The 25,414-nt window shown below is 71.8% G+C and carries 21 protein-coding genes; 6 read left to right on the top strand and 15 right to left on the bottom strand.

Translation table 11 applies throughout. From position 1 onward, the window contains the following. Positions 1-138: 138 nt before the first annotated feature. On the top strand, positions 139-951 hold the full coding sequence (locus tag ADL25_RS26675; protein WP_059130376.1) for a carbon-nitrogen family hydrolase: 813 nt from the start codon (positions 139-141) through the stop codon (positions 949-951). A 55-nt stretch (positions 952-1,006) separates the two neighbouring features. Here the strand turns inward: ADL25_RS26675 and ADL25_RS26670 are convergent, their stop codons facing one another. Both ADL25_RS26670 and ADL25_RS26665 read right to left on the bottom strand, forming a co-directional pair. Further along, a complete protein-coding gene (locus tag ADL25_RS26670) occupies positions 1,007-2,323 on the bottom strand; it encodes an MFS transporter (RefSeq protein WP_059130375.1) in 1,317 nt (438 codons plus the stop codon). After that, entirely contained in the window at positions 2,320-3,003 is a 684-nt protein-coding gene (locus ADL25_RS26665) for a GntR family transcriptional regulator (RefSeq protein ID WP_059130374.1), read from the bottom strand. Before ADL25_RS26665 ends, ADL25_RS26670 begins: the two co-directional genes overlap by 4 nt. A gap of 206 nt (positions 3,004-3,209) precedes the next feature. Between ADL25_RS26665 and ADL25_RS26660 the strand changes: the two genes are divergently transcribed. Continuing rightward, positions 3,210-4,103 carry a D-alanyl-D-alanine carboxypeptidase family protein gene (locus tag ADL25_RS26660; protein ID WP_059130373.1) on the top strand — a complete coding sequence of 298 codons (894 nt, stop codon included), beginning with the start codon at positions 3,210-3,212 and terminating at the stop codon, positions 4,101-4,103. 154 nt (positions 4,104-4,257) lie between these two features. Here the strand turns inward: ADL25_RS26660 and ADL25_RS26655 are convergent, their stop codons facing one another. Genes ADL25_RS26655 through pdhA (ADL25_RS26645) form a run of 3 tightly spaced genes read right to left on the bottom strand, consistent with a single transcriptional unit; the run spans position 4,258 to position 7,859 of the window. Continuing rightward, a complete protein-coding gene (locus ADL25_RS26655) occupies positions 4,258-5,679 on the bottom strand; it encodes a dihydrolipoamide acetyltransferase family protein (protein WP_059130372.1) in 1,422 nt (473 codons plus the stop codon). A gap of 10 nt (positions 5,680-5,689) precedes the next feature. Next, positions 5,690-6,667 carry an alpha-ketoacid dehydrogenase subunit beta gene (locus ADL25_RS26650; protein WP_059130371.1) on the bottom strand — a complete coding sequence of 326 codons (978 nt, stop codon included), beginning with the start codon at positions 6,665-6,667 and terminating at the stop codon, positions 5,690-5,692. 1 nt (position 6,668) lies between these two features. After that, a complete protein-coding gene (pdhA, locus tag ADL25_RS26645; protein WP_059130370.1) occupies positions 6,669-7,859 on the bottom strand; it encodes a pyruvate dehydrogenase (acetyl-transferring) E1 component subunit alpha in 1,191 nt (396 codons plus the stop codon). 513 nt (positions 7,860-8,372) lie between these two features. Between pdhA (ADL25_RS26645) and ADL25_RS26640 the strand changes: the two genes are divergently transcribed. Beyond that, the gene (locus ADL25_RS26640; protein WP_079050586.1) at positions 8,373-9,368 is read left to right on the top strand and encodes a phosphotransferase; all 996 of its coding nucleotides are present in this window, start codon (positions 8,373-8,375) and stop codon (positions 9,366-9,368) included. Positions 9,369-9,431: 63 nt separating this feature from the next. On the opposite strand, the gene ADL25_RS26635 is transcribed toward ADL25_RS26640, so the two are convergent. After that, entirely contained in the window at positions 9,432-10,994 is a 1,563-nt protein-coding gene (locus ADL25_RS26635) for a protein kinase domain-containing protein (RefSeq protein ID WP_059130369.1), read from the bottom strand. Positions 10,995-11,372: 378 nt separating this feature from the next. Between ADL25_RS26635 and ADL25_RS26630 the strand changes: the two genes are divergently transcribed. Further along, on the top strand, positions 11,373-12,995 hold the full coding sequence (locus ADL25_RS26630; RefSeq protein WP_059130368.1) for a Stk1 family PASTA domain-containing Ser/Thr kinase: 1,623 nt from the start codon (positions 11,373-11,375) through the stop codon (positions 12,993-12,995). Between the two features lie 70 nt (positions 12,996-13,065). Here ADL25_RS26630 and ADL25_RS26625 read toward each other — a convergent pair whose 3' ends face one another. Then, a complete protein-coding gene (locus ADL25_RS26625) occupies positions 13,066-13,611 on the bottom strand; it encodes a bacterial proteasome activator family protein (protein ID WP_059130367.1) in 546 nt (181 codons plus the stop codon). A 648-nt stretch (positions 13,612-14,259) separates the two neighbouring features. On the opposite strand from ADL25_RS26625, the gene ADL25_RS26620 reads away from it, so the two are divergent. Then, on the top strand, positions 14,260-15,099 hold the full coding sequence (locus tag ADL25_RS26620; protein WP_159045008.1) for a hypothetical protein: 840 nt from the start codon (positions 14,260-14,262) through the stop codon (positions 15,097-15,099). Between the two features lie 13 nt (positions 15,100-15,112). On the opposite strand, the gene ADL25_RS26615 is transcribed toward ADL25_RS26620, so the two are convergent. The 6 genes from ADL25_RS26615 to pdhA (ADL25_RS26590) all read right to left on the bottom strand — a co-directional run bounded on the left by ADL25_RS26615 (position 15,113) and on the right by pdhA (ADL25_RS26590) (position 22,526). Then, positions 15,113-16,093, bottom strand: a complete 981-nt coding sequence (locus ADL25_RS26615; RefSeq protein WP_059130365.1) for an NAD(P)H-quinone oxidoreductase — start codon at positions 16,091-16,093, stop codon at positions 15,113-15,115. 303 nt (positions 16,094-16,396) lie between these two features. Next, positions 16,397-17,965 carry a molybdopterin-binding protein gene (locus tag ADL25_RS26610; RefSeq protein ID WP_420711365.1) on the bottom strand — a complete coding sequence of 523 codons (1,569 nt, stop codon included), beginning with the start codon at positions 17,963-17,965 and terminating at the stop codon, positions 16,397-16,399. Further along, the gene (locus ADL25_RS50750) at positions 17,962-18,849 is read right to left on the bottom strand and encodes an NTP transferase domain-containing protein (RefSeq protein ID WP_059130364.1); all 888 of its coding nucleotides are present in this window, start codon (positions 18,847-18,849) and stop codon (positions 17,962-17,964) included. The genes ADL25_RS26610 and ADL25_RS50750 overlap by 4 nt, the downstream gene beginning before the upstream one ends. Positions 18,850-18,952: 103 nt before the next feature. Beyond that, positions 18,953-20,380 carry a dihydrolipoamide acetyltransferase family protein gene (locus ADL25_RS26600; protein WP_059130452.1) on the bottom strand — a complete coding sequence of 476 codons (1,428 nt, stop codon included), beginning with the start codon at positions 20,378-20,380 and terminating at the stop codon, positions 18,953-18,955. Then, a complete protein-coding gene (locus ADL25_RS26595; protein WP_059130363.1) occupies positions 20,380-21,384 on the bottom strand; it encodes an alpha-ketoacid dehydrogenase subunit beta in 1,005 nt (334 codons plus the stop codon). The genes ADL25_RS26600 and ADL25_RS26595 overlap by 1 nt, the downstream gene beginning before the upstream one ends. After that, a complete protein-coding gene (gene pdhA, locus ADL25_RS26590; RefSeq protein ID WP_059130362.1) occupies positions 21,381-22,526 on the bottom strand; it encodes a pyruvate dehydrogenase (acetyl-transferring) E1 component subunit alpha in 1,146 nt (381 codons plus the stop codon). The genes ADL25_RS26595 and pdhA (ADL25_RS26590) overlap by 4 nt, the downstream gene beginning before the upstream one ends. A 187-nt stretch (positions 22,527-22,713) precedes the next feature. On the opposite strand from pdhA (ADL25_RS26590), the gene ADL25_RS26585 reads away from it, so the two are divergent. Next, a complete protein-coding gene (locus ADL25_RS26585; protein WP_059130361.1) occupies positions 22,714-23,199 on the top strand; it encodes an Lrp/AsnC family transcriptional regulator in 486 nt (161 codons plus the stop codon). Positions 23,200-23,227: 28 nt separating this feature from the next. Here the strand turns inward: ADL25_RS26585 and ADL25_RS26580 are convergent, their stop codons facing one another. Continuing rightward, positions 23,228-23,818, bottom strand: coding sequence for a TetR/AcrR family transcriptional regulator (locus tag ADL25_RS26580; protein WP_059130360.1), 591 nt, complete (start codon positions 23,816-23,818; stop codon positions 23,228-23,230). Beyond that, positions 23,815-25,329 (bottom strand): 3-hydroxyacyl-CoA dehydrogenase, encoded by a 1,515-nt coding sequence (locus tag ADL25_RS26575; protein WP_059130359.1) that lies wholly within the window; start codon positions 25,327-25,329, stop codon positions 23,815-23,817. Before ADL25_RS26575 ends, ADL25_RS26580 begins: the two co-directional genes overlap by 4 nt. Between the last annotated feature and the right edge of the window lie 85 nt (positions 25,330-25,414).

The raw sequence follows: 25,414 nt of genomic DNA, 5'->3' as shown, positions 1-25,414 counted from the left end.
GCGGCAGTGTCGACGGGCGGCGACTGTCGGCGGGTGTCTCGGAACGTTAAGTTACGCTGCTGTGAGGCACCCCGGCAGTGCTTTCGTGTGACGATCGTAGGCCCGAAGAGACGGCTCGAATGCCAGGACGGTGGTAGTGTGCGCGCCTCCCTCATCCAATTCCGGGTAGACGATGACGAATCGGTCGATTCGCGTCGCCGCCGCGCTGCGGCACTGGTACGCGATCAAGCCGGAGTCGATCTGGTGGTGCTGCCCGAGCTGTGGACGACCGGGGCGTTCGCCTACGAGCGGTTCGGGGCCGAGGCCGAGCCGCTCCAGGGGCCGACGTACGAGGTGATGGCCAAGGCGGCGAGTGACGCGGGCGTGTGGCTGCACGCCGGGTCGATCCCGGAGCGGGGCGCGGCCGCCGACGGCGCGGACGACGGCCCCCTGTACAACACCTCGCTCGTCTTCTCCCCCTCCGGTGAGCTGGCCGCCTTCTACCGCAAGATCCACCGCTTCGGCTTCGACAAGGGCGAGGCCGTGCTGATGGGCGCGGGCACCGAGACGGTGACGGTACGTCTGCCGGAGACGACCGTCGGCGTGGCCACCTGCTACGACCTGCGCTTCCCCGAGCTGTTCCGCTCGCTCGTGGACGCCGGGGCCGAGACGCTCGTGATCCCGGCGGGCTGGCCCGAGCGCCGCCGGTCCCACTGGACGCTGCTGGCACAGGCGCGGGCGGTCGAGAACCAGGCGTACGTCCTCGCCTGCGGAACGGCCGGCACGCACGCCGGGGTTCCGCAGGCGGGTCATTCGATCGTGGTGGATCCCTGGGGCGAGGTCCTCGGAGAGGCGGGCGCCGACGAGGGAATCCTGACGGTGGAGTTCGACCCGGCGAAGGTCGCGACCACCCGGGACCGGTTCCCGGCGCTGAAGGACCGGGTGCTGGGCCTGGACCGCCCGCACCGCTGACGGGACGTTCCCCGAGCGGGCGGCGTCCGCGCCGCCCGCAGCCCGTGCGAAGGCCCTAGGCCGGCACGTGCACCGTCTCCACCCGGCTCGCCACCAGCCGCTCGCGCTCCCGGCGCGCCGCCTGTTCGCGCAGCCGCAGGATCTGGCTGAGCCCCAGCGCCTGGAGGACGAACACCGTGCAGAACGCCACGGTGTAGTTGTCGCCCGTGACGTCCAGGAGCACACCGATCGCCAGCAGCGTCGTCATGGAGGCCACGAAACCGCCCATGTTGGTGATGCCGGAGGCCGTGCCCTGACGCTCCGGCGGATTCGCCGGGCGGGCGAAGTCGAAGCCGAGCATCGAGGCCGGGCCGCAGGCCCCGAGCACCGTGCACAGCACGATCAGCAGCCACATCGGCGCATGCGGGCCCGGGTGGAGGAGCGTCGCCGCCCAGACGGCCGCCGTGGCCCCGACCGTCCCGAGCGCCAGCGGCAGCCGTGCCGCGTGGTGCCGGGCGACGATCTGCCCGTAGACCAGTCCGACCACCATGTTCGACAGCACCACGAGCGTCAGCAGGTCACCGGCCGCCGCCCTGGACAGGCCCTGGGCCTCGACCAGGAACGGCAGGCCCCACAGCAGCAGGAACACCATCGCCGGGAACTGCGTCGTGAAGTGGACCCACATGCCGAGGCGGGTGCCCGGCTCCTTCCAGGACGCGACGATCTGCCGCCGCACGTACGCCGAGCCGTGGTGCGGGAACGGCTCCGGCTCGTACCCCTCGGGATGGTCCCTGAGGAACACCAGAAGCAGCACGAAGACGACCGCTCCTGCGAGCGCGCTGCCGCCGAACGCCGCGGTCCAGCCCACCCCGTGCAGCAGCCGGGCCAGCACCAGGGTCGAGACCAGGTTGCCCGCCATGCCGACCAGACCCGCGAGCTGGGCGACCAGCGGCCCGCGCCGGGCCGGGAACCAGCGGGTGCCGAGCCGCAGGACGCTGATGAAGGTCATGGCGTCACCGCAGCCGAGCAGCGCACGCGAGGCGAGCGCCATGCCGTACGACGGGGAGAGGGCGAACCCGACCTGGCCGGCCGTGAACAGCACGACCCCGATGGCCAGCACCTTCTTGGTGCCCAGCCGGTCCACCAGCAGGCCGACGGGTATCTGCATGCCCGCGTAGACGAGGAGCTGCAGGATGGAGAAGGTCGACAGGGCGGAAGCGCCCACGTGGAAACGGTCCGCGGCGTCGAGTCCGGCCACGCCGAGGGACGTGCGGAAGATGACGGCGACGAAGTAGACCGAGACACCGACGGCCCACACGGCCACGGCACGACGGCCGCCCGGCGGATCGCCGGGCAGTGACGCGGACCGGGCGCTCACGGAGCGGGAACTCATCGCACCTCACCCCGCGCGAGGTGGGAGAACCAGCTGACGTGGCGGTGGACGATGTCGACGGCCGCCGCGGCGTCACCGGACCGCAGGGCGTCCAGGATCTCCTCGTGCTCGGTGAGCGTCTTGGCGATCCGGTCGGGGTGCGAATGCATGACCGCGACCCCCATCCGCAGCTGGCGGTCACGCAGTTGGTCGTACAGTCGGGAGAGGATCTCGTTGCCGCCGCTGCGCACGATCTCGGCATGGAAGGTGCGGTCCGTGACCGCTGCCGCAGCCAGGTCACCGGCGGCGGCCTGCTCCTTCTGACGGGCGAGCAGCTCCTCCAGGCGGGTGATCAGGGCCGCCGGGGCGGGCACGGCCTTGCGGGCCGCATGCTCCTCGACGAGCTGGCGCGTCTCGACCACGTCGGCGATCTCCTGGGCGGAGACGGGCAGGACGAGAGCCCCCTTCTTCGGGTAGAGCCTGATCAGTCCTTCGACCTCCAACCGCAGCAGCGCCTCCCGCACCGGGGTCCTGGAGACGCCGACCGCCTCGGCGAGCTCGCCCTCGGTGAGCAGCGTCCCGCCCTCGTAACGGCGCTCCAGGACGCCCTTCTTGACGTGGGCGTACACACGGTCGGCGGCGGGCGGCTGCTTGACGGACGGCTTCTCGGGCGCCGGCGCGGCGGACGGGGCTGAAGGCATGCGCACATCATAGATACAACGCGTACACATGCCGACGACCGTCCATCATGCGGACGGCGCACCCCCTCCGAAAAATCTCCCCGCCAACCGCACATCCATCTGCCCCACTTGCGAGTCTCACGAGAAGGCGGCCTTGCCATCTGGCCGTCCTCCAGGGGCATTTGGATGTTTTCTGAGGCATCAAAGACGCAATCGGAGCGTTTGACTTGATTACCGGCATTAAGGGCACGCGAGTTCGCAGGGCCGTAGCGGCAGTGATCACCACCGGTGCCGTGCTCACCACCGGAGCTCTCACCGCGGCGCCCGCGCAGGCCGTCACGAAGCCCTCGATCACCGCCAAGGGCGGGTTCGTGATGAACAACGGCAGCGGCAAGACGCTGTTCACCAAGGCGGCCGACACCCGGCTGTCCACCGGTTCCACCACCAAGATCATGACGGCGAAGGTGGTGCTGGCCCAGCCGCACCTGAACCTGGACACGAAGGTCACGATCCAGAAGGCGTACAGCGACTACATCGTCGCCAACAACGCCTCGTCCGCCCACCTGATCGTGGGTGACAAGGTCACCGTCCGCCAGCTGCTGTACGGGCTGATGCTGCCCTCGGGCTGCGACGCCGCCTACGCGCTCGCGGACAAGTTCGGCACCGGCTCGACGCGAGCCGCGCGCGTGAAGTCGTTCCTCGGCAAGATGAACAGCTCCGCCAAGAGCCTCGGCCTGAAGAACACGCACTTCGATTCGTTCGACGGCATCGGCAAGGGCAGCAACTACTCGACCGCCCGCGACCTCACCAAGATCGCGAGCAGCGCCATGAAGAACTCCACCTTCCGCGCCGTCGTGAAGACGAGGTCCACGAAGCAGAAGGTGACCACCAAGAGCGGCGGCTACCGCTACTACACCTGGACCAACACCAACCCGCTGCTCGGCACCTACAGCGGCGCCATCGGCGTCAAGACCGGCTCCGGCCCGCAGGCGAAGTACTGCCTGGTCTTCGCCGCGACCCGCAACGGCAAGACGGTCATCGGCACGGTCCTGGCGTCCTCCTCGGTCGCCAACCGCACCGCTGACGCGAAGAAGCTCCTGAACTACGGCTTCGCCGTCTGACCTTCGCCGCACACGGCGCGAAGGGGCCCGGCCGCACTCCCGCGGCCGGGCCCCTTCGCGTGTGTTTCGCGTCCATGGAGTGCGAAGGGCCGAGAGCCGCGCCCCGAGGGTGCGCGGCTGCGGCCCTTCGCGTCGTGCGGAAGCGCCCCGGGGACTAGCCCCAGGTGATCAGGCGCTTGGGCTGCTCGAGAACGGCCGCCACATCCGCGAGGACCTTCGAGCCCAGCTCGCCGTCGACCAGGCGGTGGTCGAAGCTGAGGGCCAGGGTGGTGACCTGGCGGGGCTTGACCTTGCCCTTGTGGACCCACGGCTGGAGCTTGATCGCCCCGACCGCGAGGATCGCCGACTCGCCCGGGTTGAGGATCGGCGTACCGGTGTCGACGCCGAACACACCCACGTTCGTGATGGTGACCGTGCCGCCCTGCATCGCCGCCGGGGACGTCCTGCCCTCGCGGGCCGTCGCCACCAGCTCGCCCAGCGCCTCGGCCAGCTGCGGGAGCGTCTTGTCGTGCGCGTCCTTGATGTTCGGCACGATCAGACCGCGCGGGGTCGCCGCCGCGATGCCCAGGTTCACATAGTGCTTGCGCACGATCTCCTGGTTGGCCTCGTCCCAGGACGCGTTGACGTCCGGGTTCCGCCTGATCGCCACGAGCAGGGCCTTGGCGATGAGAAGCAGCGGGTTGACCCGGAGCCCCTGCATGTCCTTGTCCTGCTTGAGCTCCTCGACCAGCTTCATCGTCCGCGTCACGTCGACCGTCACGAACTCCGTGACGTGCGGGGCGGTGAAGGCCGAGCCGACCATCGCCTGTGCGGTGGCCTTGCGGACGCCCTTGACCGGGATGCGGGTCTCCCGGGCGCCGTCGTACGTCACTGCGGGCGCCGGTGCCGGCACGGCGGCCGGCGCCTCGACGGCCGCGGGCGCCGCGGGGGCCGGTACGGACGCCACGGCGGCGTGCACGTCCTCGCGGGTGATGATCCCGTCCGGACCCGACGGCCGCACCGACGCCAGGTCGACGCCCAGATCCTTGGCGAGCTTGCGCACCGGAGGCTTCGCGAGCGGGCGGGCGGCGGCCTGTGTGCCGTGCCCGTTCAGCTCGCTCTGGAGCGCCGTGGCCGCCTGGACGGCCTCCTCGGCGGGCGCGGCGGTCTTGCGGGGCCTGCGCCGGGTGGAGGACTCGGCGACGCCGTACCCCACGAGGACCGGCTGGCGCCCCTGCCGCTCGGGCTCCTCGGCCGGTGCCTCCTGGGCCGGCACCGGGGCCTCCTCGGCCGGTGCCTCCTGGGCCGGCACCGGGGCCTCCTCGGCCGGTGCGCCCCCGGTCACGTCGACCGCGATGATCGCGGTGCCGACGTCGACCGTGGTGCCCTCGGCGAAGCGGAGTTCGCGGACGACCCCGTCGTACGGGATGGGCAGCTCCACGGCCGCCTTCGCCGTCTCCACCTCGCAGACGACCTGTCCGTCGGTGACCGTGTCACCCGGCTGCACGTACCACTTGAGGATCTCCGCCTCGGTGAGCCCCTCGCCCACGTCGGGCATCTTGAACTCGCGAACGGACGCGTCAGTCATCGTCGTCACGACCCTCTCCTCAGTACGCCAGGGCGCGGTCGACTGCGTCGAGCACCCGGTCCAGACCCGGCAGGTACTCCTCCTCCAGCCGTGCCGGCGGGTACGGGGCGTGATAGCCGCCGACCCGCAGGACGGGCGCCTCGAGGTGGTAGAAGCACCGCTCCGTGATGCGGGCGGCGATCTCCGCACCCGAACCGAAGAACACCGGGGCCTCGTGCACCACGACCAGGCGGCGGGTCTTCTCCACCGACGCCTGGACGGAGTCGAAGTCGAGCGGGGAGACCGAGCGCAGATCGAGGACCTCGAGGGACTTGCCCTCCTCCTCGGCCGCGGCCGCGACCTCCTGGCACACCTTCACCATCGGCCCGTAGGCGACGAGCGTCAGGTCCGTGCCCTCACGCACCACACGGGCCTTGTGCAGCGGGCCGGGGATGGCCTCGACGTTGACCTCGCCCTTGTCCCAGTAGCGCCGCTTCGGCTCGAAGAAGATCACCGGGTCGTCGCTCTGGATCGCCTGCTGCATCATCCAGTAGGCGTCCGAGGCGTTCGACGGGGAGACGATCTTCAGGCCCGCGACATGGGCGAACAGCGATTCGGGGGACTCGCTGTGGTGCTCGACCGCGCCGATGCCGCCGCCGTAGGGGATACGCACGACGACCGGCATCTTGACCTTGCCCAGCGAACGGGCGTGCATCTTCGCCAGCTGCGTGACGATCTGGTCGTACGCCGGGAAGACGAAGCCGTCGAACTGGATCTCCACCACCGGCCGGTACCCGCGCAGGGCCAGGCCGATCGCCGTGCCGACGATGCCCGACTCGGCGAGCGGGGTGTCGATGACCCGCTCCTCGCCGAAGTCCTTCTGCAGGCCGTCGGTGACCCGGAAGACACCGCCGAGCTTGCCGACGTCCTCGCCCATCACCAGGACCTTCGGGTCCGACTCCAGGGCCTTGCGCAGCGATTCGTTGATCGCCTTGGCCAGCGCCATCTTCTCCGCCATGTCACCGACCCCCTTCTGCGTCCGCGAACGACGCCTGGTAGGCGGCGAACTGGGCCCGCTCCTCGTCGACGAGCGCATGCCCGTCCGCGTACACGTTCTCGAAGATGGCGAGGTGGTCCGGGTCAGGCATGGCGCGGACCGCCTCGCGTACTCGCCTTCCCAACGCTTCGCTCTCGGCCTCGAGTTCCGCGAAGAATCCCTCGTCCGCGTGATCGGAGTCCAGGAGGTAGGTCCGCAGGCGGGCGATCGGGTCCTTCGCCTCCCAGGCGGCCCGCTCGTCGTCGTGGCGGTAGCGGGTCGGGTCGTCGGAGGTCGTGTGCGCGCCCATGCGGTACGTGAACGCCTCGACCAGGGTCGGCCCCTCGCCGTTGCGCGCCCGCTCCAGCGCCCACTTGGTGACCGCGAGACAGGCCAGGACGTCGTTTCCGTCGACACGCACGCCCGGGAAGCCGTAGCCCTGGGCGCGCTGGTAGAGCGGCACACGGGTCTGCTTCTCGGTCGGCTCGGAGATCGCCCACTGGTTGTTCTGGCAGAAGAACACGACCGGTGCGTTGTAGACCGCGGAGAAGGTGAAGGACTCGGCCACGTCGCCCTGGCTGGAGGCGCCGTCGCCGAAGTACGCGATCACCGCCGAGTCGGCGCCGTCCTTGGCGACGCCCATGGCGTAGCCGGTGGCGTGCAGCGTCTGCGAGCCGATGACGATCGTGTACAGGTGGAAGTTGTTGCTGTTCGGGTCCCAGCCGCCGTTGTTCACGCCGCGGAACATGCCGAGCAGATTGGTGGGGTCGACGCCACGGCACCAGGCGACGCCGTGCTCCCGGTAGGTCGGGAAGACGTAGTCGTCGTCGTTCAGGGCCCGGCCCGAACCGATCTGGGCGGCCTCCTGGCCGAGCAGCGAGGCCCACAGGCCCAGCTCGCCCTGGCGCTGCAGGGAGGTCGCCTCCGCATCGAAGCGGCGGGTCAGCACCATGTCCCGGTACAGGCCGCGCAGCTCGTCGGGCGTGATGCCCTCCACATAGCGGTCGTACTCGGGGTTCTCGACGCGCTCGCCCTCGGGCGTCAGCAACTGCACGAGGTCGGGGTCGGCGCCCTTCTTGGGCGTGGTGCGGGTGGTGCGCTTGGTGCCGGTGGTGCCGGCCTTGCTTCCGGCGCTGCGTCGCGGCTTGCGCGCGGCAGTGCTCTCCACGGTCACGTGTGCTCCTCCGTCGGTCCGGCCCCCGGGTTCGCCGGGTGCCTGGGGGTCCCATCAGCCCGTTCCGGGCCGATGGAAGCGGCTCGCCTGCAGCTCACGGACGCACAGGGTGGGTGCGACTCGTTCGAAACAACAGACGTGACAGGTGCCCCGGCGAGCGCCCTGCAAAGGGCACGTTACCCAGTGCCCCACAACTCTGTGAAACCCCTCCTGACCTGGGATTTTGCTTGGATTTCCAAGTAAATCGAGGAAGTCGGGAACAGTGCTGGTCAGGGCCTTGCAGGGGGCCGGAACAACGGCACGTTATCCCGCTCACCTGGAACACGGGAAGACGTCGATCGGGGTGGCGCCGACGACCGGCCCGATGGACCGCCGCTCATACGGTCACCACGGTCGTGATCACCTTGCGGACTCCATGTGACCGAGTACGACTGTCTGTGACAAGGCCCAGCTCGCGGGTCCGGCTCGTGGCCTACCATCTGGCGCGTGCCGCGCTCGTCTGTACCACCCCCCGTGTCGCATGCGCCCCCTCTGGGCGCCCTGCTCCGCCGATACGGTGCCGGATCCGTGCTCGCCTGCGACCCCGTCGACCAGGGACTGCTCAACGGCGGGTACCGGCTCTGCACAACACGCGGCCGCTACTTCCTCAAGCACCACTCGGACCCCGAGACCGCGGACCCCGCGGCGATCGCCCGCCAGCACCGGGCCACCCAGCGGCTGGCGGACCTCGGGGTCCCGGTGGCACCGCCGCTGACCGGCCACGACGGCCGTACGGTCGCCGTCGTCGGCGGCCGCGCCTACGCCCTGCACCCGTGGATCGACGGACGGCACCGGCACGGCGCTCAACTCACCGCGGAGCAGTGCGGGCGGCTGGGCGCGCTGCTGGGGGTGGTGCACGCGAGCCTGGAGCGGGTCATGTCCTGCGCGCCCGGTTCACCCGTCGAGAGCGCCGACCCTGCCGACACCTTCGCGCTCATCGACGAGCTGCTGTGCCGGGTGACCCGGCACCGTCCCGTGACGGCCTTCGACGAACTCGCCCGGCACCGGCTGGTGGAGCGGCGGACGCTGCTGGAGCGGCACACGGACCGGCGTCCGCCGCGCGGCGGGGCGGTGGGCTGGGTGCACGGCGACTTCCACCCGTTCAACCTGCTCTATCAGGGCGACGCACCCGCCGCGATCGTCGACTGGGACCGGCTCGGCGTCCAGCCGCGCGCCGAGGAGGCGGTGCGCGCCGCGGCGATCTTCTTCGTCCGCGCCGTCGGCACGCTCGACCTCGCGAAGGTGCGGGCCTACGCGCGCGGGTACCGCCGCACGGCCGGGGCGCCGCCCGGGGAGCTCGCCGCCGCCGTGCACCGGGTGTGGTGGGAGCGGCTCAACGACTTCTGGATGCTGCGCTGGCACTACGAGCGCGGCGACAGCCGTGCGGATGCGCAGTTCCCGGCGGCATCGGCCCTTGCGGTGTGGTGGACGCGCGAGTACGACGCGGTGCGCGACGCGTTCACGCACTGACCGCCGGTGCGCAGGGGCACCGGCGGGCACGGGTGCGACCGCACCCGTCGGCACGCCGCGCGGTCAGGCCCCCGGCGAGACCCCGCCGTCCGCGCCCCCGTCCGTCGCGGACGGACCCGTCGGCTCGCCGCCACCGTCCGTGGGCGTGTCCGTCGGCTCGTCGGAGGGCGTCGTCTGCGTGGGGTTGTCCGTCGGCTGGTCCGGCGTCTGGGACGGCTGGGCCGGCGGCCGGCTGTAGGTCTGCGTGGGCGGGTCGGAGGGCGTGTAGTCGGAGCCGCTGCCCGTGTCCGAGCCGTCGCTCGTGGACGTGTCGGTCGAATCGTCCGACTGCTGCTCGCTGGGCTGCTTCACCTCGTGCGACTGCGTGACGGACGGGGACTCCGTCGTGCCGCTCCCGCCACCGCCGCCGCCCGTGGTGTTCAGCGCCAGCGCGACGCCCGCCACGATGGCGACGACCGCGAGGACGGCGAGGATCCACAGCTTGCCGCGGCCGCTGCCCTTGTTGCCGTGGCCCTCGAAACCGCCGTCGTCCCCGCCGCCGTACCTCGAAGGCATGATCGACTGGGGGATCTGCGTGGTTCCGGGCTCGCCTGGGTGCGGCATCACCGTGGTGCCGGCGAAGCCCGCCGCCGGGGTGTGCCGGCCGTCGTGCATGTCCACCGGGCCGGTGTTCCAGGTGCCCGTGTGGCTGCCCTGGTCGTACAGCATCTGCAGCGCGTACTGGACCAGGCCGCGCATCTCCTCGGCGGTCTGGAACCGGTCGTCCGGCTCCTTGGCGAGGGAGCGCATGACGAGCCCGTCCAGCTCCGGCGGCGCGGCGCCGTCCGAGATCCGGGACGGCGGCACCGGAAGGTCCTGGACGTGCTGGTACACCACGGACAGCGGTGTCTCGCCGATGAACGGCGGACGCAGCGCGAGCAGTTCGTACAGGAGGCAGCCCGTCGCGTACAGGTCGGACCGGTGGTCGACGGCCTTGCCGAGCGCCTGCTCCGGCGAGAGGTACTGCGGCGTGCCCATCACCATGCCGGTCTGCGTCATCGTCGTGGACGCCCCGTGCAGCGCGCGGGCGATGCCGAAGTCCATCACCTTGACGGCGCCGTTGTGAGTGATGATCACGTTCGCGGGCTTGATGTCGCGGTGCACGATGCCGTGCTGGTGCGAGTAGGCGAGCGCCTCCAGGACGCCCGAGACGATGATCAGGGCCTGCTCGGAACCGGGCGCCTCGGCGTTGAGCAGCAGATCGCGGATCGTGCGGCCCTCGACCAGCTCCATCACGATGTACGGAACCGGCTGCCCGCCGACGAAGTCCTCGCCGGAGTCGTACACGGCGACGATGGCGTGGTGGTTGAGTCCGGCCACCGACTGTGCCTCGCGGGTGAAGCGGGCCTTGGCGACCGGGTCCTCGGCGAGATCCGAGCGGAGCAGCTTGACCGCGACGGTCCTGCCGAGGCGCACGTCCTCGGCCGCGAACACCTCGGCCATGCCGCCCCGGCCGAGTCTGCGGGTGAGCCGGTACCGGCCGTCCCCCACAAGCCCGCCGTTGCCCCACATGTCCGGTGTGTCCGACATCCCGCCGCCAGTCGCCTCGGGGTCGGACGGGCCCTGGGCGCGCTGCGTCTGTGCCATCAGTCCTCGCCGTCGTTTCTGCCCGCGGTCTGCGCGGTGGTTGTCACGGTCTCCGACGGGCCACGCTACAGGCTCCACGCAAGGCGCCGGTCCGGGACGAAGTCGAGACGGGCCCTCCATGGAACCGTGCACGCGGTCCCACGTGCAAATCCCGTGTACCGCCCGTACAACGCCTGTAACGCTTGCGCGACGCTTCTTTCGCGTACGGTCACGGAACGGGCACCGAGCTTGACGTGTCACTGCCCTGGGGCAGACTTGGCCGGGAATGAGCCTGTCGATCACGGAACAACCGCGTCGATCGCCATACATACGAACAGGGATCACGGACCGCGGGAGCACATTCAGCCGCTGCCGCCGCGCCGATGGGGGACGCTGAAGATGAGCCAGGACGGCGCGCAGGGCCGCCATGCGGGGCGATCGGTCGCCGGGGGCCGCTACCAGCTGCGCGACTTGCTCGGCGAGGGTGGCATGGCCTCGGTGCATCTCGCGTACGACACCGTGCTCGACCGCCATGTGGCGATCAAGACGCTTCACACGGAACTCGGTCGCGAACAGGCCTTCCGTGAGCGGTTCCGCCGCGAGGCGCAGTCCGTGGCGAAACTCACGCACACGAACATCGTGTCGGTGTTCGACACCGGTGAGGACGAGCTCGAAGGGCTGGCGACCCCGTACATCGTCATGGAGTACATCGAGGGCAAGCCGCTCGGCTCGGTCCTCGAGGAGGACGTCCACCGGTACGGCGCGATGCCGGCCGACAAGGCCCTGAAGGTCACCGCCGACGTGCTGGCGGCCCTGGAGATCAGCCACGAGATGGGCCTGGTGCACCGGGACATCAAGCCGGGCAACGTCATGGTGACGAAGCGGAACGTCGTCAAGGTCATGGACTTCGGCATCGCCCGCGCCATGCAGTCCGGGGTCACCTCCATGACGCAGACGGGCATGGTGGTGGGCACCCCCCAGTACCTGTCCCCGGAGCAGGCCCTCGGCCGGGGTGTCGACGTGCGCAGCGACCTGTACTCGGTCGGCATCATGCTGTTCCAGCTCGTCACCGGACGGCTGCCGTTCGAGGCGGACTCGCCGCTGGCGATCGCCTACGCCCATGTGCAGGAGGAGCCGGTCGCTCCTTCGTCGATCAATCGCTCGCTGCCTCCCGCGGTGGACGCGCTGGTCGCCCGGGCCCTCAAGAAAAACCCCAACGAACGCTTCCCGAGCGCCGAGGCGATGCGCGACGAGTGCCTGCGCGTGGCCGCGTCCCTCACGGCCGCCGCGCCGAGCATCGTGCCGGGCGCCCGGACGTCCGACGGCGCCGGTGTGAGCTCCGCGGTCTTCCCGCCGGTCGACCGGGCGACGCCGCCCCCGCCGGGCCCGGTGCAGACGCCGTACCAGCCCGGCCCGTACGGCACGCCGTCGCCCGCGTACGGCTATCCGCAGCAGAGCGGCTACCAGGCACCGCCGCAGACCGCCGCGTACGCGCCCCAGCAGTCCTCCTCGACCCCGCCGCCGTACAACCTCTCGCCGCACTCGGGGGCGCCCGGCGGCGGCTCGGGCGGGCAGAAGGGCGGCCGGGGCGTGATCATCGGCTCGGCCGTGGTCGCCGTGGTCGCCGTAGCCGGCCTGATCACGGCCCTGCTGCTGAACGGTGGCAACGGGGACGACACGGGTGGCGGCCCCGGCAGCACCACCGGATCGTCCTCGAGCGCGGTCGCCGGCCACAAGGGTCCGGACCTGACCAAGACGATCGAGACGACGAAGTGCACGGAGCCGGAGGAGTCGTACAACGACGACAAGAAGATCCGGGTGCCGGACTTCGTGTTCAAGAACATCCAGACCGTGAAGTCGTGCTTCCAGGCCGCCGGCTGGCGGATGAAGATCAAGAACTACGACGAGAACACCTACGGCGAGGGCACGGTCATGGACCAGTTCCCCTCCGCGGGTACGGACGTCGACCCGAAGAACATGCCGGAGATCGAGCTCAGTGTGTCGACGGGCGACCCGTCGTGATCCGCTTCTGACACACGGCGAAGGGGCCCGACACCTGCACGGTGCCGGGCCCCTCGCACAACTGGGCTTTCTACAGGTACGGGCCTCCGGAGCGACCGCCCGCGCGGGCGTCCTCCTCGCCGTCGGGAGAGCCGACGCCCGGCGGGAGGGCGCGGCGCATCTGCTCGAGCTGGGCCCGCGCCGCCATCTGCTGGGCGAACAGGGTGGTCTGGATCCCATGGAAGAGGCCCTCGAGCCAGCCGACCAACTGGGCCTGGGCGATACGCAGCTCGGCGTCGCTGGGGATCGCCTCGTCCGTGAAGGGCAGTGAGAGCCGCTCGAGTTCCTCGACGAGTTCGGGGGCGAGGCCGTCCTCCAGCTCCTTGACGGAACTGGCGTGGATCTCCTTCAGCCGCTGCCGGCTCGCCTCGTCCAGAGGAGCGGCCCGCACCTCCTCCAGCAGCTGCTTGATCATGCTGCCGATGCGCATGACCTTCGCCGGCTGTTCCACCATCTCCGTCACCGGGACCTCGCGGGATTCGTCGTCCCCGGTGCCGCCGAGAGCCAATCCGTCCTGGCCCACGACCAGGATCCTCTGGGCGTTCTCCGACGACCTGTCGTTCCTCGGCATCTCCATGCGCCCATTCTCTCGCACCCGTACACCTCATCGGCCATGTGCCCCCCGTGGCGAGTGATCCACCCTCTCCCGGTGCTGCCGGACCGCGGCTGTCCCGCGGTTCCGGTCACGATGTCCGCGTACGGTCCGGTCCCTGCGGCGACCCCGGTGCGCCCTTGGCCATGGCCGTCGGCCGGACCGCCCTTCCTCGTGCAGCACTCGTGCGTTCCACCGGACGGGTGCATTCGGTCCAGCGGTTCGGCCCCGCCTCCCCCGGCGAGCGGGGGCGGCGTGCTGTCCCGCGCGTCCCGCCTCCGGCGGATGGTGTCCCCCGCCCCGTCCGGGCTCCTTCCGTCCCCGTCCGCCCGGCGTCCGGCGCCTGTACGGACCCGGTGCGCGCCCCATGTTCGGCACTCCGTCCGCATTCGTCCCGGGCCGCGTTCCGGCATCGCCGGCGGGGGGCCATGGCGCAGCACCGTGGCGGTATCCGGAGAGGGCGGGCCGGGGTAGTCCCGGCCGCCGCGCCGCCCCTCGGGGCCGTGCGGCCGAGATGCCGGAGTCCGAAGTCCGTGTGACGCTGAAGCCGTTGATCTTGCCGCCCGACCACGGGAGGGGGTCACGCTGGTGACTCCAAGGCTGTGTACGCCGTCCACGCTCCGCGCGCTCCGTGTGGCCGTTGCGCCGCCGGTCCTCATGACGACCGGTCTGCTGTGGATATCCGCCGCCTACGGTGTTCCGCCCGGGAACGGATCCGGTCTTCCGCACGGCCACCGGACCGCCTCGTCCACCGTCCGGTCCGCGTCCGGTGCCGGGTCCCCCGACGTGACCGCCCGGCAGGCGGACGTCGCCCGGTCCACGCACCTCACCCGCGGCTCCGTTGCACCGTCCCGCGTCCTGGCGCACACAGCGGGGCAGACGGCTTCCGCCGCAACCCTCCGGCACGCCCCCGAGCGCGGGCACCCCGCCCCGGTCGGCACCGCGTCTGCATCCGGGCACCAGGACTCGGGCCCCTCGCGCCTCTGGCCCGCGATGCCCCCCTTGCCCCTCGGCGCGTTCCCTCTCACGAACGGGACGTCCGCCCTGCTCGGCCTCGTACCGGCCCCCGTGCGCAAGGCGCCGCCCGGCGCCGCCGGTGCCCCCGCCTCCGGGTACTCCGCCGCCCGTCTGTCCGCCACCGAGCCCTCGTCCGGCGCCTCCCGTGCGGGCAGCGAGGCGGGCGAGGGACGGGCGCGGCCCGGACGGGCGGACGCGGCACCGCAGGACGAGCCGACCGGCCCGACGGACCCGGACTCGACCGCACCGGATGTCCTGCCGTCCGCCGACGCAACGGCCGAGGCGGTCGGCCCCGCCGCGTCCTCTCCCGCTCCCTCGCAGAAGCCGGCCGTCCTCGCCCGGGAGGCCGCCACCTCGCAGCCCGTAGTGGAGATACTGCCCCTCGGCAGCGGCCTGGTCCTCGTCGGTGCCGGACTGGCGCTCGCGCTTCTGGCTCTGCGCCTGCGCCGGGAATGACCGTCACGTCCGCCTACGACGTCACAAGCAGCACCTTTCCGATGTGGCCGCTGTCCTCCAGCACCTGGTGGGCCGCGGCCGCGTCGTTCATCGGGATCTCCCGGTCGACGACCGGGCGGACGTGACCGGAGGCGATCAGCGGCCAGACATGCTCACGCACCGCCGCAACGATCGCCGTCTTCTCGGCGAGCGGACGCGCCCGCAGCGAGGTCGCGGTGATCGCCCCCTGCTTGCGCAGCAGGGTGTTGATGTTCAGCTCGCCCTTGACCCCACCCTGCATGCCGATGATCGCCAGGCGCCCGTTCAGGGCGAGCGCCTGGACGTTGCGGTCGAGGTACTTCGCGCCCATGTTGTCGAGGATGACGTCCGCGCCCTCCCCCGCCGTGGACTCCCGGATCTCCTCCACGAAGTCCTGCTCGCGGTAGTTGATCAGCACGTCCGCGCCCAGTTCCGCGCAGCGCTCCAGCTTCTCCTTGCTGCCCGCGGTGACCGCGACCTTGGCGCCCACCGCCTTGGCCAGCTGGATCGCCATCGTGCCGATGCCGCTGGAACCGCCGTGCACGAGCAGCGTCTCGCCCGGGCGCAGATGGGCCACCATGAAGACGTTCGACCAGACCGTGCAGGTCACCTCGGGGAGTGCTGCCGCCTGGCGGAGATCGAGCCCCTCGGGCACAGGAAGCAGCTGCCCCGCGGGGACGACGACCTTCTCGGCATACCCGCCGCCGGCGAGCAGCGCACAGACCTCGTCACCGACGGCCCACCCCGAGACCCCGGGGCCGAGCGCGGCGACACGGCCCGAGCATTCGAGGCCGGGGTACGGGGACGCACCGGGCGGAGGGCTGTAGAAGCCCTGCCGCTGCAGGACGTCGGCGCGGTTGACGGCGCTGGCCACCACCTCGACCAGCACCTCACCCTCACCGGGGACGGGATCGGGGACCTCGGTCCACACCAGCGCCTCGGGCCCACCTGGTTCAGGAATCGTGATCGCGTACATGAAGGGGACGCTACTCCTCGGGGTGAGCCACCCAGGACCCACGCAGCCGTTTTCCGAGCTGGGGGACCGGACACCGGACGCCCCCGCCGCGGAATTTCACCCGGTGCGACGAGACGCTCGTCCGGTCGGCGCGTGAGGGGAGGGTCGGATCGGACGTTTCACGTGAAACATGCCCCTTTCCTCAGCCCCCTCCCGGTCTCCTCACACCCTGCCGTTTTCCTCAGGCCTCTGCCGATTTCCCCAGACCCCTGCCGGCCTCCCGCTACCGGCCGGACGCGGTGCGGCTCACGGACCCGGTGCAGCTCACCCCGCCCATGGCCAGGGCAGATCGAGGAGTTCCAGTTCCTGACCCGGCCGGGCGCCGCCGGGCGGTACGACCGCGAGCGCGTCCGCTGCGGCGATGCCGCGCAGCATCGCCGGTCCGTTGTAGTGGAGCGGCACGGCGTGATCGCCGCGCACCGAGACGGGGATGAGCCGGGTGTCGTGCGGATGGCCGTGGACGGAGTCGCTCAACGCCTGCGTGCACGGCTCCGTTTCCGTCCGGCCCCCGAGAATGCGCAGCATCGGCTCGGCGAGTGTGAGCAGTCCGGACACCGCCGCGAGGGGGTTGCCGGGCAGGCCGACCAGATGCTGGTCCTCACGCATGCGCGCAAGGAGCATGGGGTGGCCGGGGCGCACCTTCACCCCGTCCACCAGGAGTTCGGCTCCGGCGCGGCGCAGGGTGGGATGGACGTGGTCCACCGGGCCCGAGGCCGTGCCCCCGGTCGTGACGATCAGGTCGGCCGTCGAGGACGCGATCGCCCGGTACAGGGCCTCGGCGTCGTCCCCCAGCCTGCGGACGGCCACCACGTCGGCGCCGAGGGCACGCAGCCACGGCGGCAGCATCGGACCGAGCGCGTCCCGGATCAGACCGTCCCTCGGCGCGCCCCCTGTCAGCAATTCGTCGCCCAGGACCAGGACTTCGGCCCGTGGCCGGGGCAGCACGGTCAGGTCGTCGTAGCCTGCGGCCGCGGCAAGTCCGAGCACGGCCGGGGTGACCTGGGTGCCGAGCGGCAGCAGTCGGTCCCCGCCGTGGCACTCCTGCCCCCTCGGCCGGATGTCCTGACCGTGCACGAGCGTGGCGGTCCCCCCGGCACGAGCGGAGCCCGCGGCGCGGGGACCGGCCTGCAGTCGTCCCTTGTCGTCGGTGTGTCCGTGTTCGCTGCGCAGGACGGCGGTGGCGCCCGGCGGGACACGCGCTCCGGTGGCGATCCGCACGGCCTCGCCGTCACCGAGGGGCGCGTGCTCGGCGTGGCCGGCGAGGATCCCCTCCTCCCGCACGTCCCAGGGACCGGGGCCCGCGACCGCCCAGCCGTCCATGGCCGAGGTGTCGAAGGAGGGCAGATCGGTGAGCGCCGTGAGGGGGGCCGCGAGAACCAGGCCGAGCGCCGCCTCGAGGGGGACGCCGACCGGTTCCCGGCGTGACACGGACCGGGCGGCGCGCTCGGCGACGGTCCGGGCCTCGGGCCAGGGCATGGCCTCGTCCCGTGCGCCGTGCTTCGACGATCCGGCGGCCGGGGACCGGTTCTCCGCCGTGCCGTCCGGGGCCGGCGCACGGGTGTCCTCGTGCCCGGCTGGACGGGGCATGGATGAGGGTGCATCCGCGCCGGTTGCCGCGAGGGGTGCGCCGGGTCCCGGGCCGTGTGGATCCCGTTCCCGGACCAGGGCGAGGGCCTCGTCCAGATCCGGGTCCTGCCGCTCCTCGGGCGGACGGGCGGGGCGGGCCTCCTGCGGACGGCGGCCCCGGCCCCCGCTCTCGTTGGCCACGGCCAGGGCCTCCTCCACATAGCGTTCCTCGGTGTCCAGGTTGCCCTGGGCGCCCGGCCCGGTCACTCCGTGTCCGGCTTGGCCTCGGCGGAGTCCTCGTCCGCCCAGCGCAGGGCCAGCGCGGCGGCCTTGCGGGCGGCCTCGGCGACCGCCTCGGGCCCGCCGCCCGACTGCGCGGCCGCATAGCCGACGAGGAACGTCGTCAGCGGAGCCGCGGGGCGGGCCACACCATGTGCGGCGTCGCGGGCGAGGTCGAGGAGAACACCGGTGTCGACGTCGAGGTCGATGCCCAGTTCGTCCTTGACTGCGGAAATCCATTCATCCAACACGTGCTCATGCTCCCTGATACGTGTCCGGGCGGTGGCGATGTCGTCCCAGGTGTCGCAGTCGAACGACGCGACGGGGTCGCAGATGCGTACAAGGCCCAGCCGGGCGACCAGGCGCCGCAGCGGAAGGCCGTTCAGACCGGCGTGCTCGTCGGACAGCCGGGCCAGCTCGCGGCGCAGGGCCGCGCTGCGGTAGGCGGCGACAAGGGTCTGGTCACGACCTTCGCCGTCGGTGAGCACGGCGCCCTCGGCGTCGCTCGACGCGAGTCCGCCCAGCAGCCGTCGCAGCGTCTGCTGGTCCAGGAACGGCAGATCGGCGGAGAGCACAACGACGTACCCGGCCGTGGTCCGGCTCAGGCCCGCGTCGAGCGCGGCCACCGGTCCGCCGCCGGGAGGCTCCTCACGGGCCCAGACCACCGGACGCGCGGTCGGCCTGGGCTCGGCGACGACCACCGTGGTGGCCGCGCCGGCACAGGCCGCGAGCACTCGGTCGAGCAGTGCCCGCCCGCCGATGCGTACACCGGGTTTGTCGGCACCGCCGAGCCGTCGTGCGGCACCGCCGGCCAGCACGACGGTGTCGTAGCCGTCGACGCCCGGGGCGCCCGAGGTATCGCTCGCGGTCATGCCCCGAGTATGGGCGCCGCGTGGATCATTGCCACCCCCGCGCACACCGGCCGTGCGCGGGAGCTTGCTCACAGTTTCAGCGGCGTCCGGTCGTCGACGCTGCTCAGAGGGTGCGCAGCAGCACCGCCGGCTGTTCCACACAGTCCGCCACATACCGCAGGAAGCCGCCCGCCGTACCGCCGTCGCACACCCGGTGGTCGAAGGTGAGCGAGAGCTGCACGACCTGCCGCACCGCCAACTCCCCCTCGTGCACCCATGGCTTGGGGACGATACGGCCGACACCGAGCATGGCCGCCTCCGGGTGGTTGACGATCGGTGTGGAGCCGTCGACACCGAACACGCCGTAGTTGTTCAGCGTGAAGGTCCCGCCGGTCAGATCGCCGGGGGTGAGCGTCCCGGCGTGTGCGGCCTCGGTCAGCCGGGCGAACTCCGCGGTCAGCGACTCGGCGTCCCTCGTGTGCGCGTCCCGCACGACGGGGACCACGAGTCCGCGGTCGGTCTGCGCGGCGAACCCGAGATGCACCTGGTCGAGCAGGACGATCTCACGGGCTTCCGTGTCGACGGTGGAGTTGAGCTCGGGGAAACGGCCGAGCGCGGAGGTGCAGATTCGGGCCAGCAGCGCGAGTAGGGAGATCTTCGGTCCGCCGGCCGCGTTCATGGCGGTCCGTGCACGCATGAGTTCCGTCGCGTCGGCGTCCACCCAGCAGGTCGCGTCCGGGATCTCGCGACGGCTGCGGGACAGCTTGTCGGCGATGGCACCGCGCAGGCCCTTGAGGGGGATACGGGTGCCCGCGGTGGCCGCCGGGCGCGCGGAGGTGCCCGCCGCGGCGGCGATCGTCGCGGACGCTTCCGTCCCGAGGGCACTCGGCGCGGACACGGTCGCGGTGGCCACCGTGCCGGCACGGACCTTGACCGCCGAAACCCTGATGGCGTCCTCCACGTCCGCCCGCAGGATCAGCCCGTCCGGCCCGGAACCCGCCAACCGCCGCAGGTCGAGGCCGTTCTCACGGGCAAGCCTGCGGACGAGCGGGGAGATCACCGGGACGGGGCCTTCGGGCCGTTCCGGGGCGTCGCCGCGAGGCGTTCGGACCGTCGCGTCGGGAGTGGAGCCGGGGGATGCCGGAGCCGTGGGCCGTTCGGCCGCGGCCGGGACCGGCCGGGCCACACCGTCCGCGGCAGGCGCCACGGGCCGGGACGTCCGCACCCGGCGACGGCGGGCCGGGGCGGCGGATGTCCCGTACCCGACCAGCACGTTCCCGGAGGACTCCTCGGCCGGTTCGGCGGCGGCCCCGACGGCGACCGTCAACAACGGCGCACCCACGGGAAGTTCCGCGCCCTCCTCGCCGAAGCGGGCCGTGACCACGCCGCCGTAGGGGCAGGGCACCTCGACCATGGCCTTGGCGGTCTCGACCTCGACGACGGGCTGGTCGACCGCGACGACGTCGCCCACCCGGACCAGCCAGCGGACGATCTCCGCCTCGGTGAGCCCCTCCCCGAGGTCGGGCAGCCTGAACTCCAGGACCTGGGCCATCAGCTCCCCGCCTCCCACTGCAGGCGCCCCACGGCGTCCAGGATCCGGTCGACACCCGGCAGGTGGTGGCGCTCCAGCATGGGCGGCGGATACGGGATGTCGAACCCGGCCACGCGCAGCACCGGCGCCTCCAGGTAGTGGAAGCAGCGCTCGGTCACCCGCGCGGCGATCTCGCCGCCGGGGCCGCCGAAACCGGTCGACTCGTGCACCACCACGGCCCGGCCCGTGCGGCGCACGGACGCGGTCACCGTCTCGTCGTCGAACGGGACCAGGGACCGCAGATCGACGACCTCGAGGTCCCAGCCCTCGGCGCGGGCCGCCTCGGCGGCCTCCAGGCAGACGGGCACCGACGGGCCGTAGGTGATCAGCGTGGCCCTGCGGCCCGCGCGCCGGACGACCGCACGGCCTATCGGCTCGACCTTCTGCGGCTCCTCGGGGTTCCAGGAGTCCTTGGACCAGTACAGCCGCTTGGGCTCGAAGAAGACGACCGGGTCGTCGGACGCGATCGAGGCGCGCAGCAGACCGTAGGCGTCGGCGACCGTCGCGGGCGTGACGACATGGAGCCCCGGAGTCGCCATGTAGTACGCCTCGGAGGAGTCGCTGTGGTGCTCGACACCCCCGATGCCGCCCCCGTAGGGGATACGGATGGTGATCGGCAGCGGCATCGCGCCGCGGGTACGGTTGCGCATCCGCGAGACATGGCTGACGAGCTGCTCGAACGCCGGATAGGCGAACGCGTCGAACTGCATCTCCACGACCGGACGCAGGCCGTACATCGCCATGCCGACGGCCGTGCCGAGGATGCCCGCCTCGGCCAGCGGGGTGTCCGTGCAGCGGTCCTCGCCGAACTCCTTGGCGAGCCCGTCGGTGACCCGGAAGACACCGCCGAGCGTGCCCACGTCCTCACCCATGACGTGCACGGACGGGTCGGCCGCCATGGCGTCGCGCAGCGCTCGGGTCAGCGCCTGCGCCATGGTGGCCGGCTTGAGGGCAACGGTCGTCATCGCCCGGCTCCTTCCGGTCCGGCGGCCTCCGCGTCCAGCTCCGCCTGCACCTGGGTCTCCTGCTCGAGCAGTTGTGTGGTGGGCTGGGCGTACACGTGGGCGAAGAGGTCCATCGGGTCCAGTGGCGGGTCCTGGTTCATCCGTGCCCGCAGGTCCGCCGCCATCGCCTCGGCGTCGTCGCGCGCGGCCCGGATCCCGTCCTCGTCGAGCAGTCCGCGCTCGGTCAACTCGCGCTCCAGCAGCAGGATCGGGTCGTGGTCGCGCCATGCCTCGACCTCGGCGTCACCGCGGTAGCGGGTCGCGTCGTCGGCGTTCGTGTGAGCGTCCATGCGGTAGGTCACGGCCTCGATGAGCGTCGGACCGCCGCCGGCGCGCGCATGGCGCACGGCGTCGCCGAGGACCTCGTGCACGGCGGCCGCGTCGTTGCCGTCGACCAGGCGGCCCGGCATGCCGTACCCGACGGCCTTGTGGGCCAGGGAGGGCGCCGCGGTCTGCTTGTCGAGCGGGACGGAGATCGCGAAGCCGTTGTTCTGGACCAGGAAGACGACCGGCGCCTGCCAGACGGCGGCGAAGTTCATCGCCTCGTGGAAGTCGCCCTCGCTGGTGCCGCCGTCGCCGACCAGGGCGAGCGCGACCACGTCGTCGCCCTTCAGGCGGGCCGCGTGCGCGAGGCCCACGGCGTGCGGCAGCTGGGTGGCGAGCGGGGTGGACAGTGGGGCCACGCGGTGGGCGTACGGGTCGTAGCCGGTGTGCCAGTCGCCGCGCAGCAGCGTCAGGGCCTCGACCGGGTCCACGCCGCGGGCGACGACGGCGAGCGTGTCGCGGTAGCTGGGGAAGAGCCAGTCGCGCTCCTCGAGCACGAGTGCGGCGGCGACCTGGCAGGCCTCCTGACCGGTGCTGGAGGGGTAGACGGCCAGACGGCCCTGCTTGGTGAGCGCCGTCGCCTGCGCGTTGTACCGGCGGCCGCGCACCAGCTGCGCGTGGAGCAGGCGCAGCAGCTCCGGGTCGGCCTTGGCGGCCGCCTCGGTGCCGAGGACGCGGTAGGGCAGTGCGTCGGGCAGCAGCGGAGCGGGGTCGGTACGGGGCTGCCAGGCGGGCGGCGGTGTGGGCCGGTAGGCGCCCCGCTGCTCCATGACCGTCATGACGGCACCTCCTCGTGGGAGCGGCTTCAGGCGCGCCACGGGAGTGGCGCCTCACCTACCGATTGTTCGGTCGTCGGCACATTTTGGCTACAGGCGCCTCCAGGCTGTGGACAAACGGTTCTCCACAACCTGAGATGTACGCAGTACGTCCATGGTAGAGAGGCGGGGGCGCATGGCACCTGAACAAATGGCCGAGCCGCCGGAGCGCGGCTCCGCGCCGTCGGTTCCCCGCCCTCTCGACGCCATCGACCGCGACATTCTGCAGATCCTCCAGTCGGACGGCCGTGCCTCCATACGGGCGGTCGCCGAGCGTGTCCACGTCTCGCGGGCCAACGCCTACGCCCGGATCAACCGGCTCATCGACGACGGTGTGATCCGCGGTTTCGGCGCCCGGGTGAACCACGAGCGCGCCGGCCACAGCACCTCCGCGTACATCACCCTCAAGATCGTCCAGAACTCCTGGCGCACGGTCCGCGAGCAGCTGCGCATGCTGCCAGGCGCCTCCCACATAGCACTGGTGGGCGGCGACTTCGACGTACTGCTGCTGGTGCACACCCCCGACAACAGGGCGCTGCGCGAACTGGTCCTCACCCGGCTCCAGGCGATACCCGAAGTGCTCAGCACACGCACACTGCTGGTGTTCGAGGAAGAGGACCTGGAACCGGAGCGCTGATCCGGCGCAGGGTGCGCGCCGGCCGGCCTCAGCCGTCGCCGCGCAGCCCGGAGAAGACCAACTGCACGACGGCGTCGGCGACTTCCCGCGCGCCGATGCCGCGCCCCTCGGGCCGGTACCACTCCACGATCGAGTTGATCATCCCGAAGACGAGCCGTGTGGCGAGCCGCACCTCCACATCGCCGCGGACGTCCCCGTCGGCGGCCGCGGCCTTGAGCAGCTCGGCGACCCGGTGGTCGAACTCACGGCGCCGTTCCAGCGCCCACCGCTCGGTACCGGTGTTGCCGCGCACCCGCAGCAGCAGCGTCACATAGGGAAGTTCCGCAGTGAGCACCTCGACCATGCGCCGCACCACGTACTCCAGCCGCCGCACGGCACGCCCCTCGCGTGCGTGCTCCTCGTCCAGGATCCCGAAGAGGCCGTCCAGCGCCCGGCTGACGGCGCGGCGCAGCAGCTCCTCCTTGCCCGCGACATGGTGGTAGATCGACGACTTGGAGATGCCGGCCGCCTTGGAGAGGTGCTCCATGGAGGTGCCGTCGTAGCCCCGCTCGTTGAAGACCTGCACGGCGACGGAGAGCAGGGTCTCCGGGGTGTACGTGTCGCGTTTGGCGGTGGTCATGGGGTGCCCTCCCGCTTCTCGGAGGCGTACGCGTGGCGGTAGAGCGCGAGGGACGGGGCGTACCGTCCGGAGGAGTCCCGCATGTGCAGGTCGTCCAGGAGGTCGTAGGCCCAGCTGCGGCCGAGCCTGCGGCTCCATTCGAACGGGCCGAGGGGGTAGTTGACACCGAGACGCATCGCGGTGTCGATGTCCTCCTCGGTGGCCACGCCCTTGGCGACCGCGTCGTGCGCCAGGTCGACGATCCGGGCGACCGTGCGGGCGACGATCATTCCGGGCACGTCCCCGATCACGCTGACGTCCTTGCCGAGCGCCTGGAAGAGCCCGATGGCCTCGGCGAGGGTGCCGTGCGAGGTGTCCTGGGAGGCGGACAGGGCGATCCGGGTCGCCTTGCGGTAGTCGAGTGCCAGGTCGAAGTAGACGACGTCGCGGAACTCCACGGAGGTCTGCCCGTCGGCGAGGGCGAGCTGGCCCCCGCCCGGCAGCACGAGACGGGTGCCGTGGTCCTCGTCGTCCTCCCGGACACCGATACCCGCCTCGCGTATCAGCGCGAGCAGTTCGGATGCGGGCCCCAGGTCGCCCTCCGCGACGACGTACGCGGGCGGCTGCGCCCTCTCCGCGGTGTGCGGCTCGGACCGCTCCGCGTCGTCCGCGTAGTCGTACCAGCCCTGTCCGCTCTTGCGGCCGAGCCGGCCCGACTCGACCAGCCGCCGCTGGGCCAGCGACGGGGTGAACCGCACGTCCTGGAAGAAGGACTCCCACACGGAGCGGGTGACGGACTCGTTGACGTCCTGCCCGATGAGGTCGGTCAGCTCGAAGGCGCCCATGCGGAAGCCGCCGGACTCGCGCAGGACCGCGTCGATGGTGGCGGGGTCGGCGGCCTGCGCCTCGAGGACCGCGAACGCCTCCGCGTAGAAGGGCCGGGCGATGCGGTTGACGATGAAGCCGGGGGTGTCCGCGCAGGCCACCGGGGTCTTGCCCCAGGCGCGGGCCGTCTCGTACGCGCGCGTCGCCGAGGTGACGTCGGTGGCGAACCCGGAGACGACCTCCACGAGCGGCAGCAGCGGGGCGGGGTTGAAGAAGTGCAGGCCGACGAAACGGCCCGCGTTGCGCAGGGCGCCGCCGACGGCCGTCACGGACAGGGACGAGGTGTTGGTGGCGAGCAGGCAGTCGTCGCCGACGACGTCCTCCAGCTCCCGGAACAGCTGCTGTTTGACGTCCAGCCGTTCCAGCACCGCCTCGACGACGAGCGAGCAGTCCGCCAGTTCCGCCAGGGTCTCGGCCGGCAGCAGACGGGCGCGGGCCGCGTCCCGCTCGGCACCGCTGAGCCGGTCCTTCTCGACGAGCCGGTCGAGGCGGGCACCGATCGCGGCCGCCGCCTCCCCGGCGCGGCCCGGGACGGCGTCGTACAGCCGTACGCGATGGCCGGCGACCAGCGCGACCTGGGCGATGCCCTGGCCCATGGTGCCGGTGCCCACGACGGCCACGGGGCTGCTGAGGTCCAGTGCTGTCATGTGCGCGATCCTCCCGCACGGGGTTTTCCACAGATGCGGCGGTCCCCCTTGTACCGACCGATCGTTCGGTTACTCTAACTCTGTC

Source organism: Streptomyces sp. NRRL F-5122, from assembly GCF_001507435.1.
GTDB classification, from domain to species: Bacteria; Actinomycetota; Actinomycetes; order Streptomycetales; family Streptomycetaceae; genus Streptomyces; species Streptomyces lannensis.
Note: the sequence above shows the minus strand (reverse complement) of the source record. Positions and strands in the feature narration are given on the sequence as shown.

What these genes read in the sequence shown, in the direction of transcription:
- ADL25_RS26575 (WP_059130359.1), bottom strand. Translation starts at nt 25,329, where the DNA reads ATGACAGCACTGGACCTCAGCAGCCCCGTGGCCGTCGTGGGCACCGGC.
- ADL25_RS26595 (WP_059130363.1), bottom strand. Translation starts at nt 21,384, where the DNA reads ATGACGACCGTTGCCCTCAAGCCGGCCACCATGGCGCAGGCGCTGACC.
- ADL25_RS26625 (WP_059130367.1), bottom strand. Translation starts at nt 13,611, where the DNA reads ATGGAGATGCCGAGGAACGACAGGTCGTCGGAGAACGCCCAGAGGATC.
- ADL25_RS26615 (WP_059130365.1), bottom strand. Translation starts at nt 16,093, where the DNA reads ATGTACGCGATCACGATTCCTGAACCAGGTGGGCCCGAGGCGCTGGTG.
- ADL25_RS50750 (WP_059130364.1), bottom strand. Translation starts at nt 18,849, where the DNA reads ATGACCGCGAGCGATACCTCGGGCGCCCCGGGCGTCGACGGCTACGAC.
- ADL25_RS26630 (WP_059130368.1), top strand. Translation starts at nt 11,373, where the DNA reads ATGAGCCAGGACGGCGCGCAGGGCCGCCATGCGGGGCGATCGGTCGCC.
- pdhA (WP_059130362.1), bottom strand. Translation starts at nt 22,526, where the DNA reads ATGACGGTCATGGAGCAGCGGGGCGCCTACCGGCCCACACCGCCGCCC.
- ADL25_RS26600 (WP_059130452.1), bottom strand. Translation starts at nt 20,380, where the DNA reads ATGGCCCAGGTCCTGGAGTTCAGGCTGCCCGACCTCGGGGAGGGGCTC.
- ADL25_RS26665 (WP_059130374.1), bottom strand. Translation starts at nt 3,003, where the DNA reads ATGCCTTCAGCCCCGTCCGCCGCGCCGGCGCCCGAGAAGCCGTCCGTC.
- ADL25_RS26585 (WP_059130361.1), top strand. Translation starts at nt 22,714, where the DNA reads ATGGCCGAGCCGCCGGAGCGCGGCTCCGCGCCGTCGGTTCCCCGCCCT.
- ADL25_RS26670 (WP_059130375.1), bottom strand. Translation starts at nt 2,323, where the DNA reads ATGAGTTCCCGCTCCGTGAGCGCCCGGTCCGCGTCACTGCCCGGCGAT.
- ADL25_RS26650 (WP_059130371.1), bottom strand. Translation starts at nt 6,667, where the DNA reads ATGGCGGAGAAGATGGCGCTGGCCAAGGCGATCAACGAATCGCTGCGC.
- ADL25_RS26580 (WP_059130360.1), bottom strand. Translation starts at nt 23,818, where the DNA reads ATGACCACCGCCAAACGCGACACGTACACCCCGGAGACCCTGCTCTCC.
- ADL25_RS26635 (WP_059130369.1), bottom strand. Translation starts at nt 10,994, where the DNA reads ATGGCACAGACGCAGCGCGCCCAGGGCCCGTCCGACCCCGAGGCGACT.